Source organism: Paenibacillus cookii, from assembly GCF_018333375.1.
Lineage (GTDB): Bacteria > Bacillota > Bacilli > Paenibacillales > Paenibacillaceae > Paenibacillus_AQ > Paenibacillus_AQ cookii.
This window is the reverse complement of record NZ_BORW01000008.1, coordinates 101,749-123,309: the sequence shown is the minus strand read 5'-3', so window position 1 is coordinate 123,309 and position 21,561 is coordinate 101,749. Positions and strand designations below refer to the sequence as shown.

At 54.5% G+C, this 21,561-nt stretch carries 17 protein-coding genes; 4 read left to right on the top strand and 13 right to left on the bottom strand.

The features are described from left to right. Positions 1-32 precede the first annotated feature (32 nt). From KI367_RS10435 to KI367_RS10415, 5 genes are all read right to left on the bottom strand, one after another. Positions 33-896, bottom strand: a complete 864-nt coding sequence (locus tag KI367_RS10435) for a carbohydrate ABC transporter permease (RefSeq protein ID WP_212949467.1) — start codon at positions 894-896, stop codon at positions 33-35. An 18-nt stretch (positions 897-914) separates the two neighbouring features. Then, positions 915-1,808: an ABC transporter permease gene (locus KI367_RS10430; protein WP_052147446.1), complete on the bottom strand. Its 894-nt coding sequence runs from the start codon at positions 1,806-1,808 to the stop codon at positions 915-917. A 344-nt stretch (positions 1,809-2,152) separates the two neighbouring features. Further along, entirely contained in the window at positions 2,153-4,672 is a 2,520-nt protein-coding gene (locus KI367_RS10425; protein ID WP_246536828.1) for a glycoside hydrolase family 95 protein, read from the bottom strand. 48 nt (positions 4,673-4,720) lie between these two features. Beyond that, complete coding sequence (locus KI367_RS10420) at positions 4,721-6,013, bottom strand: cupin domain-containing protein (RefSeq protein ID WP_212949465.1); 1,293 nt, start codon at positions 6,011-6,013, stop codon at positions 4,721-4,723. Between the two features lie 191 nt (positions 6,014-6,204). Beyond that, positions 6,205-6,531 (bottom strand): hypothetical protein, encoded by a 327-nt coding sequence (locus KI367_RS10415; protein WP_036715485.1) that lies wholly within the window; start codon positions 6,529-6,531, stop codon positions 6,205-6,207. Between the two features lie 133 nt (positions 6,532-6,664). Here KI367_RS10415 and KI367_RS10410 point away from each other — a divergent pair, with 133 nt between their 5' ends. Then, the gene (locus KI367_RS10410; RefSeq protein WP_212949464.1) at positions 6,665-7,765 is read left to right on the top strand and encodes an amidase domain-containing protein; all 1,101 of its coding nucleotides are present in this window, start codon (positions 6,665-6,667) and stop codon (positions 7,763-7,765) included. Positions 7,766-7,902: 137 nt separating this feature from the next. Here the strand turns inward: KI367_RS10410 and KI367_RS10405 are convergent, their stop codons facing one another. Then, positions 7,903-9,201, bottom strand: coding sequence for an alpha-glucosidase/alpha-galactosidase (locus KI367_RS10405; protein WP_212949463.1), 1,299 nt, complete (start codon positions 9,199-9,201; stop codon positions 7,903-7,905). Between the two features lie 197 nt (positions 9,202-9,398). Between KI367_RS10405 and KI367_RS10400 the strand changes: the two genes are divergently transcribed. Next, entirely contained in the window at positions 9,399-10,232 is an 834-nt protein-coding gene (locus KI367_RS10400) for an AraC family transcriptional regulator (protein ID WP_212949461.1), read from the top strand. A gap of 63 nt (positions 10,233-10,295) precedes the next feature. On the opposite strand, the gene KI367_RS10395 is transcribed toward KI367_RS10400, so the two are convergent. The 3 genes from KI367_RS10395 to KI367_RS10385 all read right to left on the bottom strand — a co-directional run bounded on the left by KI367_RS10395 (position 10,296) and on the right by KI367_RS10385 (position 11,848). Next, positions 10,296-10,643 carry a hypothetical protein gene (locus tag KI367_RS10395; protein ID WP_036715146.1) on the bottom strand — a complete coding sequence of 116 codons (348 nt, stop codon included), beginning with the start codon at positions 10,641-10,643 and terminating at the stop codon, positions 10,296-10,298. Continuing rightward, complete coding sequence (locus KI367_RS10390) at positions 10,640-11,068, bottom strand: DUF4257 domain-containing protein (RefSeq protein ID WP_036715152.1); 429 nt, start codon at positions 11,066-11,068, stop codon at positions 10,640-10,642. Before KI367_RS10390 ends, KI367_RS10395 begins: the two co-directional genes overlap by 4 nt. Positions 11,069-11,395: 327 nt before the next feature. After that, entirely contained in the window at positions 11,396-11,848 is a 453-nt protein-coding gene (locus KI367_RS10385; protein ID WP_212949459.1) for an SRPBCC family protein, read from the bottom strand. 162 nt (positions 11,849-12,010) lie between these two features. On the opposite strand from KI367_RS10385, the gene KI367_RS10380 reads away from it, so the two are divergent. Next, positions 12,011-12,820: an AraC family transcriptional regulator gene (locus tag KI367_RS10380; RefSeq protein ID WP_212949457.1), complete on the top strand. Its 810-nt coding sequence runs from the start codon at positions 12,011-12,013 to the stop codon at positions 12,818-12,820. Between the two features lie 9 nt (positions 12,821-12,829). Here KI367_RS10380 and KI367_RS10375 read toward each other — a convergent pair whose 3' ends face one another. Then, on the bottom strand, positions 12,830-13,084 hold the full coding sequence (locus tag KI367_RS10375) for a hypothetical protein (RefSeq protein WP_212949455.1): 255 nt from the start codon (positions 13,082-13,084) through the stop codon (positions 12,830-12,832). A 107-nt stretch (positions 13,085-13,191) separates the two neighbouring features. After that, positions 13,192-14,790 carry an ATP-binding protein gene (locus tag KI367_RS10370; RefSeq protein ID WP_212949453.1) on the bottom strand — a complete coding sequence of 533 codons (1,599 nt, stop codon included), beginning with the start codon at positions 14,788-14,790 and terminating at the stop codon, positions 13,192-13,194. Between the two features lie 201 nt (positions 14,791-14,991). Here KI367_RS10370 and KI367_RS10365 point away from each other — a divergent pair, with 201 nt between their 5' ends. Further along, positions 14,992-15,291, top strand: a complete 300-nt coding sequence (locus KI367_RS10365) for an MGMT family protein (RefSeq protein WP_212949451.1) — start codon at positions 14,992-14,994, stop codon at positions 15,289-15,291. Positions 15,292-15,522: 231 nt separating this feature from the next. Here the strand turns inward: KI367_RS10365 and KI367_RS10360 are convergent, their stop codons facing one another. Both KI367_RS10360 and KI367_RS10355 read right to left on the bottom strand, forming a co-directional pair. Next, a complete protein-coding gene (locus KI367_RS10360) occupies positions 15,523-19,338 on the bottom strand; it encodes a glycosyl hydrolase family 18 protein (protein WP_212949449.1) in 3,816 nt (1,271 codons plus the stop codon). A gap of 509 nt (positions 19,339-19,847) precedes the next feature. Continuing rightward, positions 19,848-21,320, bottom strand: coding sequence for a chitinase (locus tag KI367_RS10355; protein WP_212949447.1), 1,473 nt, complete (start codon positions 21,318-21,320; stop codon positions 19,848-19,850). Between the last annotated feature and the right edge of the window lie 241 nt (positions 21,321-21,561).

Here is a 21,561-nt window from a genome sequence, read left to right as displayed (position 1 = left end):
AAACCGCATTCAATGGCAGGACGTGCCGCGTTCTAGGTTTTGATCGACCCGATCAGCATCCCTTTAATGAAATACTTTTGCAGGAACGGATAGACGATGACGATCGGCAGCACCGAAACGATGATCACCGCCATCTGCACGCCCGCCGGAGACACTTCGTTGAAGCCTTCCAGCAGGCTGCCGGCCTGGCCAAGATCGTTGCTCAGCACGATTTCGCGCAGCCGCATTTGCAGCGGGTACAGGGCGCGGTTATTGATGTAATACAGGGCCGTGGAATACGAGTTCCAGTGCGATACGGCGTAAAACAATCCCATCGTCGCCATCACCGGCTTGGACAGGGGCAAAATGACGCTCCACATCGTCCGCAGCTCGCCGGCCCCGTCGATTCTGGCGCTGTCGATCAGCTCGGACGGAAGCCCGACGAAAAAGGACCTCATGATAAACAGGTTATACGCGCTGATCGCCGACGGGATAATGAGCGCCCATAACGTGTTCAGCAGATGCAAATTTTTGATGATGAGATAGTTCGGGATCAGCGGGGCCTGAAAAATCATCGTGACCAGGATGAAAATCAGCACCATTTTCCGCATCGTGTATTCCGGACGGGACAGCGGGTAGGCCAGCGATGCCGTGAGGATCAAGTTGATGGTCGTGCCGCCGACGGTGATGATGACGCTGACCAGAAACGCCCTCCAGATCGAGCTGTCCGACAAAATGACCTGGTAATTCACCAGGGTCCAATCCACCGGAAACAGCTTCACGAGACCGGCATTGATCGCTTTGCTGCTGCTGAACGACTTGGCAAGCACATGGAGCAGCGGAAAAACCATGAGGCAGCCGACGAGCGCCAAAAATATCGAGTTGAACCAGTCGAACCAGCGTCCTTTGATGTTCATTGTCGCATGCTCCTTTCCCTAATAAAGTCCTTCTCCGCTTGCCTTCTTGCTGAGGGCGTTGCCGATCATGATCAGCATCAGGCCGACAAGCGACTTGAACAGGCCGATCGCCGTCGTATAGCTGTACTGCTGGTCGATCAGGCCGACCCGGTAAATGTACGTATCGAGAATGTCGCCCTTTTGCTCGTTCAGCGAATTGACGAAGACGAAAACCCGTTCGAAGCCGAAATCCAGGAAGTTGCCGATATGCAGCAGGAACATGATCGTCACCGTCGGCAAAATCGCCGGGATGGTGATGGATAACGTCTGCCTCCAGCGGTTCGCCCCGTCCATCCGCGCCGCCTCGTACAGCTCGGGGTTCACGCTGGCGAGCGCAGCCAGATACACGATCGTCCCCCAGCCGCTGTCCTTCCAAATCCCCGTGCCCACCAGAATGCTGCGGATGTAGGAATCCTCCCCGAGAAAATAAACCGACTGGAAGCCGAAAAAGTTCAGCACCTGATTTACGATCCCCGTCGTCGGCGACAAAATGCCGATCATGATCCCGCCGATGATGACCCAGGACAGGAAATGGGGCAAATAAACGACCGTCTGCAAAATGCGCTTGTACAGCACCTTTCGCAGCTCGTTGAGCAGCAGCGCGAGGATGATCGGCACCGGAAACGCAAACAGGATGTCGTACAAGCCGATCAGCACCGTATTTTCCAAAATGCGCAGAAATTCCGTGTAGGTGAACATCCGCTTGAACTGGTCCAGACCCACCCACGGGCTGCCGGTGAACCCTTTGAAAATGTTGTAATTTTGAAAAGCCATGACCGAGCCCATCAGCGGCAAATATTTAAACACGATAAAATACAGAATGCCCGGAATCGTTATCAAATAGAGCGCTTTGTATTTGCGGAAATTGCTCATTTGCCTGGCGAACCGGCTGGGTGTTTTGAGGCTTGCCCGGGGGGCCGTCGGCGCCTGTCCTGACATGTCCATCGCTCCTTTTTCGCTTTTGAACCGGTTCGGAAAGCCGGATGGCTCGCTTGGTAAGGCCGGTTCAGGAATGTATTCTGGAAAAGAAAGCGTTATCCAAACCGATCGGCCGAAACTTGCCTGTTCTCCCGTTCGATCGGTTCGGTCGGGCCGGCCCACGTTCGGAACGATCCCTTGCCTTCGTGATTATCTTAACGTTCGCGGTCCTTCCGCCGGAATGGAGATTTGTCGGCTGGCTTGTGTTTTATTATTTTCTTTCGGCCGAAGCATGAAGGTTATCGCCGGTCCTTTTTGGCTGCGAGCATAATGCTTTGCCCTTCGGCAGCCTCGATGAGATAGCGGTATCCCGGCGTTTCGGCGCCGCCGCTCTCCTCGTGCCATTGGTTGTGCGGATTCTGCGCAAGGAGCGGCACAGGGGACCATATTCGGCAGGTTCCGCTGCGCTCCGGATGGATGACGGCTTCCACGATCATGCCGTCCTTCCAGCTCAGATCGACGCCGTAGCCGCCTCTGGCACGCAGTCCGCGCACCTCGCCCGCGGGCCACTGCGGCGGCAGCGCCGGCAGCAGCCGCAGCTCCCCGGCATGGGATTGCAGCAGCATTTCCCCCACCCCGGCAGCCCCGCCGAAATTGCCGTCGATTTGGAACGGCGGATGGCAATCCAGCATATTCGGATACGTCGAATGCGACAGCAGCTTCTCCAAATGGCCGTGCGCTTCGCCGCCCATCATCAGCCGCGCATAAAAGTTGACGATCCAGGCGCGGCTCCAGCCCGTATGTCCGCCTCCGGACGCCAGCCTGCGGGCCAGCGTCGTCCGGGCCGCTTCCGCCAGCTCCGGGGTTTCAAGCGCGTCGATCAGCTCGCCCGGATGCAGCGCAAACAGCTGCGAGATATGGCGGTGCCCGGGATCGGCTTCTTCGCGGTCGATGCGCCACTCCATGATCTGCCCGTGACGCCCGGCCGACGGCTTCGGCATTCGCTTGATGGCCCGCTCCAGTTCCGCCACGAATTCAGCTTCCCCTTGCGGTATATAGCCGCCGCCAAACTCCGCACCGGAAGCCGTCCGTTCGGCCCGGCCGATCGTTTTCGCCGCCTTCAGGCAAGCTTCAAACAAGGTCAGCGCGATTTGCGAGTGCATAGACGGCCCCATGCACAGGCTGCCGCTTTGACCGTTCGGGAGCAAAAAGCGGTTCTCCGGCGATACCGACGGGCCGGTGACGAGCATGCCGTCCTCGTCCTCCGTCATGTAATCGAGCAAGAAAAGGGCCGCCTCCTTCATGATGGGAAAGGCGCGCTTTTTCAGGAACGATACGTCCATCCCGTAGCAGTAGTGCTCCCACAGATGGAGGCTGAGCCAAGCGGCGCCCATCGGCCAGACGGTGCAGGTCATCAGGATGCCCTCGGGCCGGGTTTCGCCCCAAAGATTGGTATTGTGATGGGCGACGAACCCGCGGCACCCGTACATATCGCGGGCCGTGGCTTTCCCGTTGGGCAGCATCCGCTCAATCAGGTCGAACAGCGGCTCATGGCATTCCTCAAGGTTTAAACTTTCTGCGGGCCAATAATTCATCTGCGTATTGATGTTGATCGTATATTTCGACTCCCAGGGCGGAGTAAAGCTGTCGTTCCAAATGCCCTGCAGGTTTGCGGCTAAAGAACCCGGGCGCGAACAGGATAACAGCAGGTAACGGCCGTACTGCACGTAGAGGGCCATGAGGCCGGGATCGGCGGATGCTTTCGCTTGTTCCGGCGGCTCGCTGCGCGGGGCCTTCCCCGCCTCTTTCAGCCGAAGCAGCCGCTGATCGGTTGGCAGGCATGCCAAGGGATCGCCGCCCGGCGTCAGCGACAGCTCGAACCGGTCGAACCTTTGCCGGTATTCCGTGACATGGCGCTGGAACAGCTCGTCGAAAGGCCGTTCCGACGCCCGCTGAAGCTGCTCAAGGCAGGCTGCCTCCGGATCGCCCGCGCGGAAGGACGTCTGCGCGGCCAGCAGCAGCGTCACCGAGGACGCGCCTTCCACGGATACAAAATCCCCGATGTTCCGTACCGTCCCCCCTTCATGGACGGCGCGGAACGCGGCGCTGAAACGAACGCCGTCCGCGCCGCATTCCCCGTTCATGACGACCGTGCCGTCTGCAAGGGCCCGGCAGCCGCCGTCGAAGGGGCGGCGCATCAAATTCACGGCAAAGGTCAACGCGCCGGGGCGGTCGGCCGTCAGACGGATGACCAGCACCCCGTCCGGTTCGCTGACGAAATACTGCCGGCGGCAATTGACGCCGTCCGCATGATAGGTTACGTTGACGACGGCACGCTCCAGATCCAGTTCCCGCTCATAGTCTTCAACCTGAGCGGCGCCGTTCAAAGGCTTCAGCATCAAATCGCCAAGCGGCTGATAAGGCTGCTCGTATTTGGGCGAAGCGGTCATCGCCATGCGGGCGAGATGCTCCGCCTCCGCCTGCCTGCCGTCACGCAGCAGTCCGCGGATTTCGTCCAGATACGGCCGGGCATCCGGATTGGCCGCCCGCCCGGGCCCGCCGTACCAAAGCGAATCTTCGTTCAAACGGATCGTTTCGAGCCCCGTCGAGCCGTATACCATCGCGCCAAGACGCCCGTTGCCGATCGGCAGCGCCTCTTCCCACTTGGCCGCCGGCGCGGCATACCACAGCCGCAGCGGGCGGCCGTGCCTGGCGGTATTGCTTTTGGCTCCAATTCCGTTTCCTCCGTCAAATTTTGCTTGAGCTCCCTCTTTTGCCTCCGGCCCATCCTTCCATTCCCGCTCGTTTGCCGCTCTCACTTTCCCGAAATCCTCCCTTCCAAAGCCAACGCCCTTTCGGCTCCCGCATCAACTGCCTTTGCCGACTTCGAACACGATTGCCCGGATCGGCTCGCTGCCGTCATTGAGCAGGCCGTGCTTCCACCAAGGCTTGTTGACGACGATATCCCCCGGGCCAACCCGGGTTTCGGTCCCGTTAATCGTCATCAGGCCGGTGCCTTCCAAGATGATATAAACCTCTTCATCCTCGCGATGTCCGTGGTACCCGATCGATGTGCCCGGAGGCAGCACCGAATAATATAAAAACTTAAGCGGCGTCTCGAAGTCCCCATGGCCGAACAGCCTTGCGCCTTCCACCATCCCGATGCCTCCATGGCTTTGGGACGGCTTCCGTTCGGCCCGCAAAAAATTGCGGATGTCTGCCGGGCCGTAACCCCAGCTTGCCGACGTATCCACTTGCTCCCCCTGCTGGAGTGACAAACGCGTATAATGGGCAAGCGCCTGGTTTTTTAAATATTCCTTTGCATCGGTTTCGCCGCGACGTTTTTCCGCCAACGCAGCCAGAAATTCCTGCAAGGCGGTCGGGGTTGAAACATCGCTGAAGTCGTCCCAGCGCTCCACGCCTTCCGGCGTCGTTAGCTCGATCTCCCCGTCCTTAAAGATCAGGCTGCCTTTTGTTCCTTCGATCCGCCAATTGCCCGGCCACTGGGTTTCACGCCCCACGCTGTGCAGCGAACAGCGAAAGGAGGCCTGGATGCCTTCCTGCAAATCCATCACGATATGGAACACGTGGCGTTTGACGGCATACAGCTTGCCGACCTCCCGCCCCGACAAATGGCGCAGCAGATCGAAATGATGGATGATCACTTCTTCCAGCTCGTCGTTCGGTTCTAGTGCCACCTTTTGGCGCTTCCGGAAAAACTCGCATTCCAGCGATTGCAGCTCCCCGACCGCGCCTGCCTCGATGAGCCGCTTCAGCTTGCGCAAGGGCGCGAAGGTGCGGTAATTTTCCGCGATCATGAACGGAATCCGCTCCTCCTCCGCTCTTTTTACGATTTCGAGGGCTTTCTCGTAGTTTTCGGCAATCGGCTTTTCGCACAACACAGGCAGCTTATAATCGAAAGCCAAATGGTTGATGGCCGTGTGCACATGGCGCGGCGTCACGTTGATGACGAAATCGGGTTTTTCCCGTTCGATCGCTTCCTTGGCATCCGTATAAAAAGGAACCCCGTCCACCTGCAGCTGCTCCCGCCTGCTTTCGTCCGGGTCCGAAACGGCCAGCTCCAGTTCCCCGTGCATGCTCCGCACTCTGCGGTACCAGCCGCTTCCGGCTTCGCCCATCCCTACTAAGAGCGCTTTCATAATACAATCTCCCCTTTCCCGCGACCCGTCTTTTCTCCATGCTACTACCGGCAGCAGCTCTCCTCCATGGCGAGGGTTGCGTACGGCTTGTGTTTTTTTATGAAACGCAAATTAGCCCGGCACCTTGCCGGGCTTTTCAAATGTGTATTCAAGCCAAGCGATATAAGCCTCCCGCTTAACCATGCATTATGTTATTCAAGCTTACCGTATTGAAACCTGTCATACCCAACCGCTTCTTTTTTGATCGGATCATACTTTACAAGCACAGGAAAAAAACGGGGCGAGACGATAAATGAATATTTTTCACCGAGCTTGTTCTCATAGGTAACAAAATAATCTCCGAATTGCGGTACATACTCTATTTTCTCAAAAAATAATTTGTCATGCCCATAGGTGAAATAAACATAAATTCGAGAAACGTTTGCAGCCGTAAAACGCTGCACGCCCGGAATCTGTTCCAACACCAACAAAACAATCAGGACAATACAAACTAAGCCAAAAATCCTCCGAATCCTCACCTTAACTCCTCCTTTGTATACAAAATATCATTCGGACCAACTTCCATATAAAGATACTATTGATAAATATTGGAAAATATAGTTTAATAGGTTTGTCCATAAAATACCATATTAAGGAGGCTATTTCAAAATCATGTTTAAGAAAAATTTTTTAACACTTGCTATGAGTTCATTTTTAGCATTGAGTATTATTAGTGCCCCTGCTTATGCAAGTGAAGCAAATCCACCTGTTAGTGAGGACTTAAACGACGTTACATCCATGGATAATTTGAAATTAATTAATCCATACATTGAACAATACCGCAATGAACAAAATGTGACTAATCTCTTGAATTCGAACAGAGATTACTTGGTAAATCCTGCTGAAGAAGGACATATAATTGAGGCGACGCTGGAAACATATTATAAAAAGGATCAACAAGTAGCCCAAATTCTTGAAACAATCTCTGGTGATCAAAGCATTCGTGAGAAAACGTTGTCGCTAGTAAAGGAAGACAAAATTGATATTATGCATGAAATCGAAAAGTATTACCAAAACCTGCCTACTTCGGATCAGGAAGTATTAGTAGGATATTTGGATCGATATGCCGTTTCTTCTGAGGATGGGCAGGCGCAGACTTTCTTGAAGCAAATTACTGAATCTAAGTCGGAAATTTCATTAGCTGCAGCCTACAATGGAACAGCTGCCGGAGATTGGGCATATAACAATTATAATAAGTATAATACAAACTTTCCTGCTTTTAATGCTGGGTGGGGGAGTGATTGTACAAATTTTGTTTCACAAGCCATGCACCTTGGCGGTGGAAAAGCAATGGAAGGAAAATGGTATGTTTATAAGAAAAATTCTACATACCTGTCTCCTAAAAGCGCATCCGAATTAAATTACAGTTGGACGCTTGCAGATCCTAGTCCATGGATTAGCGTACAAGAATTTAGAGACTATTGGAAACCAAAATCAACGGTTCACTCCTATTCGAGAAAAAATTATCAAGACAACCATAGCACGATCTACAACAGTACTATTTATAAGGGAGATGTTGTCGTTTTCCATAAAGGTGTGGCTGGTTGGATTACTACTCCTACACACCTTATGATTATTTCTGCTTATGATACTTCAAACAAAGATTTTAAACTTGCGGGCCATTCTAACGAGAGACAAGCCCTTCCATTGTTAGACGCAATTTCTCCCGCATACGGTGATTACGATTATTTTGAAATTCTCGAAATCCCTTAATTTAATAAGAATTTTTAAACTGCCGGCTTACAGCCGACAGTTTCTTTTTTTTCGCCAAATAAAAAAGCCCCTTGAAATCAAGGGGCAGTACATGCAGTCACTATGAACCAGCCTCGCAAATCCTGGTGAGCCGTTCCTTATTTAAACTCCGGCAGCCAGCTGCCGTGAGCTTCGATCAAATCGTCGCACAATGCCACGATATCATCCAGCGACAGCTCGGCGGAGGTGTGCGGATCCAGCATCGCGGCATGGTAGATATGCTCCTTTTTGCCGGTTACGGCCGCTTCGATCGTGAGCAGCTGCGTATTGATGTTGGTCCGGTTCAGCGCCGCCAGCTGCGGAGGCAAATCGCCGACGTACGTCGGGTTGATGCCGGAACGGTCGACGAGGCACGGCACTTCGACGCAGGCTTCCTTCGGCAGGTTCGTGATGAGCCCGGTGTTCATGACGTTGCCGCCGATTTTGAACGGCACGTCGGTTTCGATCGCTTCCATGATGTAGGACGCATACTCTTTGGAACGTTTGTGCTCGATGTTTTCGCTGGCGAAAATTTTCTCGCGCATCTCTTTCCAGCCGTTGATCTGGTTGACGCAGCGGCGCGGGTATTCGTCGAGCGGAATGTTGTATTTTTCGATCAATTCGGGATACGTCTTTTTGATGAAATACGGATGGTATTCGGCGTTATGCTCGGAGGATTCCGTCACGTAGTAGCCGAAACGGTTCATGAGTTCGAAACGCACCATGTCGTGATGTTTTTCCTTTTGCTTCTCGGCGGCGCGGCGTTTGATTTCCGGATACAGGTCGACCCCGTCCTTCGATACTTCGAGCAGCCATGCCATATGGTTGATCCCGGCAATTTTTGCCTTCACCCCGGTCGGGTCCATGCCAAGCGATTCGAACAAGTGAGGCACGCACACCTGCACGCTGTGGCAAAGGCCGACGGTTTGGATGCCGCCCACCGTGTTCATGACGTTGGTGAGCACCGCCATCGGATTCGTATAGTTCAGGAACAGCGCGTCCGGGCACACTTCCTGCATGTCCTTCGCAAAATCGAGCATGACCGGGATCGTGCGCAGATTGCGGAAAATGCCGCCGATTCCGACCGTGTCGGCAATCGTTTGGCGAAGGCCGTATTTTTTCGGAATCTCGAAATCCGTGATCGTACATGGATCATAGCCGCCGACCTGGATGGCGTTGATGACGTATTTGGCGCCCTTCAGCGCGGCTTTGCGGTCGGAGTAGGCTTTGATGACGCAGGTGCTGCCAAGCGTGGCTTTGATGCTGTTCAGCAAGCGCTCGGAATCCTGGAGACGCTCCGGATCGATATCGAACAAGGCGAGCTCGAAGCCCTGAAGCGCCGGCGTCGTCATGACGTCGCCAAGCACGTTTTTGACGAAAACGGTACTGCCCGCACCGATGAACGTAATTTTGGACATGGAATGATTCCTCCCTTTCGCGATTCGCTTCAACTTGGTTTTAACTATACCTCTCCGCCCGCGGAAGCGACATGGAGCAAACAAAGCAAAACATGTCATAATCCCACTTCTGTATCCGTTTACAAAGTGAAAATAAAACGTTTGACCTGTTATAATATAAAGAGACAACGCATCTGAGATAAAGGAGAAGCTTTCTCATGACCCGTATCAACGACAACTGCACCGTCCCCGCGATCCAGGGGCAAATGGATTTGAATCTGCAGTTTTTCGGTTTGGAGGAATGTTTGCCGGGGCATACCTGGGGGCCGGGGCTCCGGGACGCGTATATTTTGCATTACGTCCATAGCGGCTGCGGCGTCTTCCGTACGCATGATACGGCATACGAGCTGCGGGCGGGACAGGGTTTCGTCATTTTCCCGGATACGCTTGTCCATTACAGCGCCGACGAAGCGAACCCCTGGACGTATTCCTGGATCGGCTTCACCGGACTGAACGCCAAATCGCTGCTGCAGCGGGCGCAAATCCATGCCGCGCATCCGGTGTTTGCGGAGCTTTCCGACAACGGCCTCGGCAGCTTCTATCGCGATCTGAAGGCCGCCGAAGGCGAGCGGGGCGGCGACGTCGCAAGCCACAGCATTTTATACCGCGTCCTTGCCGATCTGATCCGCTGCTCGCCCCAACCGGACGACGGACTGAAAACGCGCCACTCCCGCGAAGGTTACATCCGCAAAGCGATCGAATATATCGAAAGCAGCTACAGCCAAAAAATATCCGTGCTGGACATCGCCCGCTCGGTCGGTCTCGACCGGACGTATCTGTCAGGCTTGTTCAAGGAACAGTACGGCGTGTCGCTGCAGGCTTTTCTGCTGGAATACCGGATGAACCGGGCGGCCGACCTGCTGCGCAACCCCGAACTGTCCGTCAGCGACGTATCGCGTTCCGTCGGGTATATCGATCCGTTCCTGTTCTCGAAAATGTTCAAAAAGGTGACCGGCTCCTCCCCGCGGCAGTACCGGGAAACGAGATTGTAGTCCGGCCGTCGTCATGCTTTCCCCAATCCGGATTTTGCAACCATCTTCAAAATAAAAAGAGCCTTACCGGCCCGAATTCGATTTCACCAATTTCCCCATAAACGCGGTACGTCTGATGCTTTGCGGGAGGGCATAACTCTGATTTGCCGCCGTGTACGCCGAAAGCTTCGCTTTTTTTTCCTGGGGTTGGTTTTTTACCTGAGGTTTGCTTTTTTCCTGGATGCCTTTGATTTGCGGCTTATTCTGCTCGAGCTTGCTGACGTAACGAAGACGCCCTCTTTCAAGGATTTGCTCTGCCTGCTTCGTGTACAACGAGACTTCCAGCCTTGTTCTGGCATCCCTGATTTTTTTCTTCAGCCTGTTGTACTCGTTGATTTCGTCGTTCGTTAACGTGATCTTACCAAGGGTCATGTCAACTTCTCTCCTTTACGGTCTGGGATAGCAAGTTCAAACGTCATTTCATCGGAACCGTCCGTATCAGGAGCGCTGGACGCAATGATCGTCGGCAGCTTATCCTGGGAGGATATTTTTTCTTCGGCCGTCAGCTTGGCTTGTTTCGCGATAAAGCTGCCGCCGCCGAAGCCGGCGATCATCGCCACGTAAATATATTTCGGGAACTCGAGTCCAAGCGGAAGTGCCGAAATCAAGCCTGCGCCAGCCCCCAAAATGATATCCGATAGAAAGCCGATATGATAATTTTTCCTTCTGGATCCGTCGCTGAGTTCCAGTTCGATGATTTTGGGCAGTATAAGGGATCCGTCGTGGATATACAAACTTGACAAAAGACCGCCGAATGAACCTGACGCTATGATCACCGCGAAATCAGTCCAATGCATGATTGGATTCCCCCATATACCATTCTAATATGTAATGAGAAGCTGATTTGTGATAACGAGATGTGAAAATTGGCTGACATATCAGAAGGCGTCCTTAGTTCTGCTATTTTATGCACGGTTTTGCTTCAACTTGCAAGTTTTTTAGGTTTGTACCCATTTTTTGGATTGTTTTACTAAATTATTTAGATCTTTCTCTACACCTTATATGATCCAGGGCCTAGTTGCTATGCATAAAAATGCAAAACACCTCCCGAAGCGGGACATGCTTGTAAATCAAAAAAAAGCGGCTGCCATCCGCAGCCACCCTTGTCCGATTCGCTATTCGTTTTACCAGCCAAAATCAAGCGTATTTCCCGTTTCCGCCACCGTTTTGATGTTGCTCAGAATCATCCACCAATGGCCTTCGGCGTTTTGGAAGGATGGATGGTCGTCCGACCACTGATCGTTCACGAGCGTTAACTTCGTGCATTTGCCCACCTTGTCCAGCGTAAAGGTCACCCGCGAAGTCAGCTCCTCATGATTGGCATGATACGACGGCCCCGGATGCTCAAGATAACTCAACGTTTTGTTCGGCTCATATGCCAAAATATCCCCGTACACATGCACCGTTTCATCGCCGTCATTGCCCGGTCCGACGTAAGCAAAAGGCTCCCCGGCTTTAAAGCTGGACTGGAGCACGCAGTTAAAAAACGTTTTTTTCGTTCCTTCCGGCGCCACCAGCAGATCCCACACTTTTTCCGGCTCGGCTCCGATATAAAATTCATATTTCAGGCTGTTCATGCGTTCACGCTCCCTTGGAATTCGTATTCGTTATTCATTTGCCGCAAAATTCCCCAAACGGAAATTGTATGCTAAACTCATGATACCTTTGATAGAATGCCACGTATTGTAAAAACACGACAGGAACGCCTGTTCCATAAATTTTTTCAGGAGCTGATCGACATGTCTTCCGGTGCAATCAAACCAAGCATGGGAATTCTGAACCCGCAGGGCGGCGAAAAAAGGTTTGCGTTGTCCCGCCACGCCGCTTCGGAAGCGCTGGGCTTTTTCGTTAAACACTACTGGATCATCCGCTGGGATTGCCGGGACGAGGAGCCGTACATGCAGCACGTCGTCCCGAATCCCTGCGTCAATCTGGTCGTCGAGCCCGGTAAAACGCTTATTTATGCCCCGTCTCCCGGAAAATTTTCTTACCCGATCCACGGAAAAGGCGTCGTTTTTGGCATCAAATTCAGGCCCGGCGGTTTTTACCCTTTCCTGCGGCGGCCCGTGTCCAGCCTGCTGGATCAGCCGCTTGGGGTACGAGGCATTTTGGGCGCGGACGGATCCGAACTCGAAAAAACGATTCTATCCATGGACGACGATCAGGATATGGTCCGTACTATGGAAAAGCTGCTGCTGCCCAAACTTCCTCCGCTGGACGACGAGGTGCTGCGGATCAACCGCATCATCGACTTTATCGCGGACGAACGGGAAATTTCCAAGGTAGACCAGGTATGCGAGCATTTTCAGATTCATATCCGCAAGCTGCAGCGGCTGTTCGACCAATACGTCGGCATCAGTCCGAAATGGGTCATCCGCCTTTATCGCCTGCAAAATGCCGCCGAAACGATGGACCGAAGCCTTCCCGTTGATTTGTCCCGGCTCGCCGCGAAGCTTGGATACCATGACCAGCCCCATTTTATTAAAGATTTTAAAGCGGTCGTCGGCTGCACGCCCGATGAATACCGGCGGATGGTGCAGGATAGCTGAGGCTCCCGTTCAGTCCATGCTGATCCGCAACCGTTCTGCTTCGTCATGAAGGCCGATGCCGGCCAGCACATGCCCCAGCCTGTGTTGCAAGTCCGTCATGCCGTTCAGCGCATGCAGCTGCAAATCCCGCACGAGCGCCATCACGGCCGGAGGTTCGGCATCGTCCAAAAAACGGAAAATTTCCTCAGTCTCGAACCTTCCTTCAGGATCGACGTGAAACCGTTCCCCGGAAAACGGGGCATGCCGTCCCGGGGGCCGAAGCACATGCAGCCCGCCTCGAACACGAATCCAGGCATCGCGGTCCCGCTTTGCCTGCAGCTCCCGGACATATCGGTAGTTGCCCGTGGGAAGCCCCTATTCGACTTTCTGCATTAGTCCTCGCTCAGCGGCAAGTAAATATCCACGATCGTCCCTTTCCCCACTTCGCTGGCAATGTCCATCCGTCCATGGTGGGCATCGATGATTTTTTTGACGATCATCATGCCCAGGCCGTTGCCCTCCGATTTGGTGGTATGGAAGGGCTCGCCGATCCGCTGCAGCATCTCTTCGCTCATGCCGACGCCGTTGTCGGCGAAACGTATCCGTTGGTATCCCTCGCGGGTTTCAAGGAGTATATGTATTTTCCCGGCGTGAGGCAGAGCCTCGATCGCATTTTTTACGATGTTCATGAATACTTGCTTGATCTGATTTCGGTCGCAGCGGATGGGATGATCGGCGTGGACGACGCAGTCGACCGTGATGCAGTTCAAAGCGGCCTGAATTTCAAACAGGTTGAGCACTTCCTGAAGAACCGGGAAGCAACGATCCTTCCGGAAATGCACCGCTTGAGGTTTGCCCAGAATCAAAAATTCGCTCACGATCATGTTCATCCGCTCCAGCTCCGACATGATCAGGTTATAATGGCGCAGGCAGTTGTCCTTGCCGAGGAGCTGCAGCATGCCTTTGACCGTGGTCAGCGGGTTGCGGATTTCATGGGCGATGCCCACCGCGATCTGACCGGCGAATACAAGCTTTTCGGTATTGCGGAGGATTTCCTCCGTTTTCTTCATTTCGGTGATGTCGCGGATGCTGCCGACCACGCGGACGATCGTCCGGTCCGTGTCGTACACCGGAAGCACGTCCAGCATGTAACGGTGTTCGTCGTCCTTTACCGCCAGGCTCAGCTCGACCCCGATGGTTTCCTCATGACGCCTGATCGCTCTTTGAAAATAAGGGCTTATCAAATCGATGTTGAATACCGACGTCCCTGCATAATCGGTTTGCCCGTCCAAAAGCAGCATCGAGCGGCAGCGTTCGTTCATTTCGAGGATATTGCCCAGGCTGTTGGTTATGACGACACCGTAAAAATTCGTATCCAGCAAAAACTGGTTCAGCATTTGCAGCTGGGTGTTTTGCCTTCGCAGCAAAAGCTCGCGCTCCACGGAATCGGCCATCGTGCAGAGAAGCGCGAGTAAATGCGGATGGGCGAACCCGAGTTCCGTCATCAGCGAAATCGTCCCGACGATACGGCCGTCTTCGCTGCGGAATCCCGTGGAGTAACAAGCCAGCCTGTGCAATATGGTATGGTAATGATCCTGCCCCAGCAGCTGAAACGGCCGGCCATGGGTCAGGCACAGGTCAATGGAATTGGTGCCCGCATCTTTGTTGAACCGGACGCCTTCCTCGATCCCTAATTGTTTAACCGTTTTAATAATCGTCTCATCCCCGGCAAACTCCAGCACATATCCCTGATCGTCCGTTACGGTGATTGTGATGGGACTGCCTGAAATGGAAGATAAAAATTTGCCTATGAAAAAATGAATGACTTCGATGTACTCCTTGTACTTTACCAGCTTGGCGGCCAGCTCCGCTGGACTGTATCTCTGATTGAACCTCGGAGGCTCGCTCGGATCAAGTCCCGTATGTATGCAATATTGTTTGGACACCTCGATGGCGTGTGCATCATTCAATTGATATAAGGGCTCGCCCATGCAGCACACCTCATTTTGTTATATACTTTACCTAGTGATTGGATCGTTTGGAAGCGGATCATTTATTATAGTAAGAATTATTTGCCCACCCCTATATCATACCATTCAAAATGAATCCTTCACTAGAGGTTTTTTGATGTTGTCATAAGCATGTTATATTTTTGGAAGACGGGCCGGAGCTCCGGCTACAAAGGAGGAACGATGCAGCCATTTACAAAGGCCGTGATCGAGCAGATCCAATCCATACCGCCGGGCAAAGTCATGACTTACGGCGGCGTCGCCGCCGCTGCGGGCAGTCCGCGCGCCGCCCGGCAGGTCGTCCGAATTTTGCATTCCATGAGCGCCAAATACGATCTTCCGTGGCACAGGGTGGTCAATGCCAAAGGCGAGATCGCCTTGCGCGACGACGAGTCCCGCTTTTTGCAGCAGGCCCTGCTGGAAGACGAAGGGGTCGAAGTCGGGATCGGCGGCCGGATCGATTTGTCTGTATATGGAGCATAAAAGAATTCCTGAAGCGGCTTTATGTACGATCATGCAACGATAAAGCGTCAACCTGTCCCTACTGTACCGCAACGCGCGGTCTGTTTCGTATACTAGATTCCGGTCGATGAGCGATATGCCAAAACCGTTAATGTTAGGCGTCCGGCGATCCAATGAAAAACCCCCGCAAAGCGGGCATGACCAGCATGCCATTTCAAACTGCTTTACGGGGGACTTGCTGAATTATTTAGCTTAGGGTTCGTTTATAACCGGCTCGACGGGAACCGCCGCTGCATCCGTTTCATAAGGAATGCCTTTGAGCCCGTTCGAAAGCGCGGCCAGCAAACTTCCCGACGCATCTTGGCTGTATTCCCAGAACATCGCCCCTGCGAGTCCGCGGTCGAGAACGTATTTGGCCTTCGCCGCGATAGACTGGGGGTCGTCATAGGAAATGAAGGTGCTGCCGTCAAACAGATAAGGTGCATGGGCAGTCTCATCCCAATAGCGCGTATACCCGGTTTGCGCGTTGTATTTGGCCAAAATGTCCGTATAAGTCGGCGTGTCGGGCGAACCTTTCGCCTGTTGGCCCAGGCCGCCGGAACCGGCGTTTTCGACGTCGGTCCAAACATGCCCGTAAAACGCGGCCGCGATCACAAGCTTATCCGCAGGAATGCCGCTGTTCAAATACAGCTGAATGGACGCATCCACGCTAAAATTGCCGCCGTACAGATTCGTATGGTGTTCCGTGGACGCGCTCCAGCCTCCGGCAAAATCGAACGTCATCACGTTGATATTGTCCACGTATTTGGCCACTTCCCCGATCTCGACGCCGTTAAGATAAGATGGGCCCGCCCCGGCGGCGATCGTCAGCTCGTAATACCTTCCGTTTTCGGCACCCAATTGGTTCAGCTTCTCCCGCAGCAGCTTGAGGATCAGCGTGAAGTTTTGTTTGTCTTCGGGCCTTGCCTTCATGACGCCGTCCGCGCTTTGGGTCGGATACTCCCAATCCAGGTCGATGCCGTCCAAATCGTAACGTTTGATATAGTCTATTATGCTGGAGGCGAAAATCTCCCGGCTCTCTTCCGTCAGTACGGCGTCCGAAAAACCGTCCGCTCCCCAACCGCCGACCGAGTTCAAAATTTTAAGATGCGGATATTCCGCTCTCAAACGCTGCAGATAAGCATAGTTCTCCTCGTCGAAAGATCCCGCCATCGGCACGATTTGGTTATCCCGGATATGGGTGAAGGCATAATTGATATGAGTCAGCTTGCCTGCATCGATCGGGTTGGCCTCGGACCAGGCGACCCAGCCCGGTACGTAGGCGATCAGCTTCGGCCCGGCAGGCGGCTGTTCTTTGCTTTTGACTGTAAAATGAACGGTTGTTTTGGCGGTTTTCATGCTTTTGCCATGCGCCGCAATCACGGTCAGCGTGTAGCTTCCGGCTTTCGTGATCGGGGTTCCTTTTTCGTAGACGGCTTCGTTCAGGAAAGCTGCGCTAGCGGTTCCGGGCGCATCGTTCCAGTCTGCCGCGACGCCCGGATCATACTCCCCGCCTTCCGTAATGGGGCGAATGACCGGTGCATCCGGAACGGAGGTCGTGTCTTTTTCGTAAGGTTTGCCCTTCAAGCCGTCCGCCAGAGCTGTAAGCAGCGCGCCCGTCGTATCCTGGCTGTATTCCCAGAACATCGCTCCTGCCAGTCCGCGGTCCAGCACGTATTTTGCCTTTTCCGCCAAGGATTCCGGATCGTCATAGGACAGGAACGTGCTGCCGTCGAACAGGTAAGGCGCCTTGGCGTTTTCGTCCCAGTACCGGGTAAATCCGGTTTCCTCGTTATAGGCCGCAATCGTTGCGCTGTACGACGGCGTGTCTTCGCTGCCTTTGGCGCTGCGTCCCACCATCGGCCCGTCGCCGGTCACGTCCGTCCACTTGTGGCTGTAAAAAGCGCCGCCAATCACGATCTTATGGGCAGGCACTCCGTTTTTCAGCAAAACGTCGACGGATAAATCCGTGCTGATGTTCGTTCCGTACAGATGCGTATGATGGGCCGTATTTTGCACCCAGCCTCCGGCGAAGTCATACGTCATCACGTTGATGTTGTCGAGCAGCGGAGTGATTTTGCCGATCTCGACGCCGTTCAAATACCCCCAGCCCGCTCCGGCCGCGATGGTCAGCTCGTAATACTTGTTGTTCTCCAGCCCCAGCGCGTTCAGCTTCTCGCGGATCAGCTTGAGCACGAGCGTAAAGTTCTCTTTGTCTTCAGGCCTTCCCGTCACGATCCCGCCTGCATCTTGGGTCGGATACTCCCAGTCGAGGTCAATGCCGTCCAGGCCGTATTTTTTGACGTATTCGATGATGCTGTCCGCAAAGGCGTTCCGCGAAGCTTCGGTCATGGCCGCATCCGAAAATCCGTCCGCCCCCCAGCCGCCGACCGAGTTCAAAATTTTGAGGTTCGGGTTTTGGGCTTTCAGGCTTTGCAGGTACGCATAGTTCGCGTCATCGTTTTGGCCTTCGATCGGAATGATTTTATTGTCTTTGATATGCGTAAAAGCATAATTGATGTGCGTCAGCTTGGCGGCGTCCACCGGCTGCGCCGATGACCAATCCTTCCAGCCCGCCACGTAGCCGATCAGCTTAACCTCCGGCTTCATGGTGAAGTTGACCGTCGTGCTTGCTTTTTTGCCGCTGTTCTTGTGGACGGCGGTGACGACCAGCGTGTATTGTCCCGCCTCGATAATGCCGGTGCCTTTGACGTAGGCCGCTCCGTTCAGCGTGGCGCTGCTGGTCGTATCCGCGGCGTCGGTCCAGTTCGGAAGCACGCCCGAAGTATAGATCTCGCCATTGGCGACTCCGGTGACGACGGGCGCCTGCGGAACGGTCGAATCGCCGCCGGGGCTGCCCCCGCTTCCGCCGCCGCTGCCCGATCCCCCGCCGGAGCCGCCGGAACTTCCTCCGGAGCTGCCGCCGGGGGTGCTGCTGCCGGGTACACCCGTCTGGATAGATCCGGCCTGCGGACCGTCGACGCTTTGCGGAGCGGTTTGGAAGGAGGAACCTTTAGCCCCTTCGTTAAGGGTTGCTTTTTGGATTTTGCCGGAGCCAAGAACCTTGGCCTTCGCATTCAGCACCAAATGGGCGATGCCCGCATCGCTGCCGAGCTGCAGCGTATTGCCTTGTCCGTCCACGACGACGGAATCCAGCCGGCTTCCCTGGATGACCAGCTCCACCCCCTCTGCCAAAATGACCAATTTCCCTTCCACCTTCACGTTTTTCAGCGTTACGGTGCCGGGACCGGCTCCCTTTTCGAGGATAAGGTTCCCGCGGATGACCATATTTTGCAGGGTAATGCCGGAGGCGGATATGGCGGCATCCCCGCCAACCGTTTCGGTTCCCGATGCGGGACCGTAGGTGCCGGCTTTGTTATAGGTTTGGAGCGTCTTAGGCACGCTCACCTGCATACGGCTGATCAGCACCGCCCCTTCGGCCCGGGTCAGCGCCGATTGAGGGCGAATCGTGCCGTCGGGGTATCCGCCAAGCTTGCCCTTCAGAACCAGATAAGCGAGCGCCTGTCGGCTCCAATCGGCAATGTTACCGGCATCCTTGAACGCTTTGAGGACGCCCGGATCGCTGTCCGCTTCGGCCTTCAAAACCTTAAACAGCATCACGGCCGCCTCTTCCCGTGTAACCGGCTGATCCGGGCGGACGGAACCGTCGGCGTAACCGGAGACATAACCCGCCTCCAAAGCTTTTGCGGCTTCCGCATACTGCCACTGCCCGGATTTCAAATCGGGGAAGGAGGCCGCTTTCTCGGCCGTCAAATGAAAATACCGGTTGATCATGGCCATCAGCTCGATTCGGGTCAGCGCCCGATCCGGCTTCATGGAGCCGTCGGGATACCCTTTAAGCAGGCCTTGATCCTGCCATCCGGCAAGAAGCTGTTCCGCCCAATGGCCCTTGACGTCGGACGAGGCGGCTGCAGCCCGTCCCGCAAAAGCGAATGAAGATACGATGACGGCTGCGCAGACGAAGCAAATAAACCACTTCCATTCCATCCTGTTATGAAGCGCTTTCATAATGCACCCCTATCTATCCTTTTTTGGCCACGCGCCCTTTCTCCCCTCCTTCGTCAAACGCATATTCCACCTCCTTCGGCTTCGGAACGGGGGCGTATGGCATGAGTATTAAACCCGGCCGTTGGACCGGACTTAATCGCAGACGGTATGTTCCCTATCGGGCCGGCCCGACGGGAAAACTGCAGCAAGCAAAAAGTTTTGAGATTTTTCGTTGAAGTCACTTCGGCAATGGTGATTGCCCGTTAGGAAATATGCAAAACCGCCATAAAGATTTGTCAAGGAAAAACGGGATCGGCCGTCTTATGGCAGGCGGCGCAGCATTACGCGGCGTATAAGCTGTTCTCCGGGGAAGTTCTGCGGATCGCGAATGAAGATCGTTGCAGCCTCATCATACCACCCCGGTTCCAGCGCGAAAATCGGTTTCGGGATAAGTATCTTATTTCGTTGATTTGTATCTTCCTCATGCCGCAACCCCCGGCCTGTGCGGCCGAGGGTTGTCGGAAAAGGAACTAGGGCATGGAAACGAGGAATGGCTTCACCGTGCCCGCGAAGTTGTAATTGCTCGTTTTATCCCAGTTGATCGACCACGTCATGGCGCCGCGGATGTCGGGGTATTTTGCGACGGGTTTGTAGCTTCCGCAGCCCGTGCCGGTCGCCAGACAGTTAAGCGCATTGTTGACGACGGACGGGGATACATAGCCGCCGCCCGCGGCAGCCGGAACGGCGGGCACCCCGATGCCGAGCTGCGACGGGGCCACCCACTGGAGGGACAGATCGGAGAGCGCCGTCAGGAAATCGACCGTGCCCTGGGAATAACATTTGCCGTCCCGGCCCAGCATGCAGCCCGAATTGTAATACTGAACGTTAATGACGGTCGTGATGTCCTTCAAGTTGTTATACAGCTGCATATAAGTCGTATTCGGGCTCTGCATATCGATCGTCTGCGGTGCCATCGTCAAAATAAAACCGGAGCCGAACCGCTGCTGCAGCTGCTTGACGGCCGTGGTCAGGTTGGCCACGTTCATGCCGTTCTCCAAATCGATATCGATCCCGTCAAGGCCGTACGTCGTGATGATGTTGGACATGCTGTCGACGAAGTTGGCGATGTTCGGCGATGCGCTGCCAAGATTGACGTTTCCTTTTTCCCCGCCGATGGAGATGATGACCTTTTTGCCTTTCGCGTGTTTCGCCTGGATGTCGTTGATCAGGTCGGCGTTGGTATATCCGCCGAGGGCGTTCGACAGCGAGGAATCCACGTTAAACGTAACGCCCCCGGGCTTGGAAGGGTCCATATCGGCAAAAGCCAGCACGATGATATCGTATTGGTCCGGCACGTCGCCCAGCTTCAAATTGGAAGATCCGTTGATGAAATTATGCCAGTAACCGGTAAGCACATGCTTCGGAAGCTGACCGCCTCCGCCGCCGCTGCCGCTTTGCGTCGTTGCCGTCACCGCGGCGCTTTGCGGGGATACGTTGCCGGCGGCGTCTTTGGCGGCAACCCGGAACGTATAAGCCGTGCTTGCCGACAAGCCGGTCACCGTCGCCGTCGTGCCCGCAACCGTCATGACCTTCGACGTGCCCTGATAAACATCGTAGCCCGTGACGCCGACATTATCGGTCGAGGCCGTCCAGGATAGGGACACGCTTGAGGATGTCGTGCCCGTGACGGCAAGGTTCGTCGGCATCGTCGGCGCCTGGGTATCCGTCGTGCCTCCTCCCCCGCCTCCGGCCACAAACTGCCACAGCGCCGGCACGTTCGGCGGTTCCCAGCCGACCAAGGAAGTATGCGGCTGGATGGCTTTGTACGTGCTTCCGCTATACGTCACCGTATCATTAACCGCATAAGCGACATTGGGCGCCCAAGCCCCGCGGTCGGCCGCTGCGGCGATGGACGGCGCCAATCCGACGACGAGCACCACCATCATCAGCAGCGGCAAAAATTTGCGAATCAGCTTGCTTTTCGGGGAACATGCATTTCTCATCGATACGCCTCCTTCATTGGTTTAACTCCTGCTTCTCATGCTTCCGGTCGAACCGTCCTGAATTTGCTCCGGCCACCTCCTTTTCCTTAAACTCCTGGCTTTATGTCAAAGGGATGTAAGTAACCATGTCGGCACGGCAAAACCACGGAAAAACCCGGCCTGACCTGCATAAACGAAGGAAGAAACGCCGATTCCGTTTGCGGGCTGGAATGTAGATCCGCTAAAAAGTCGGGAAAACCAA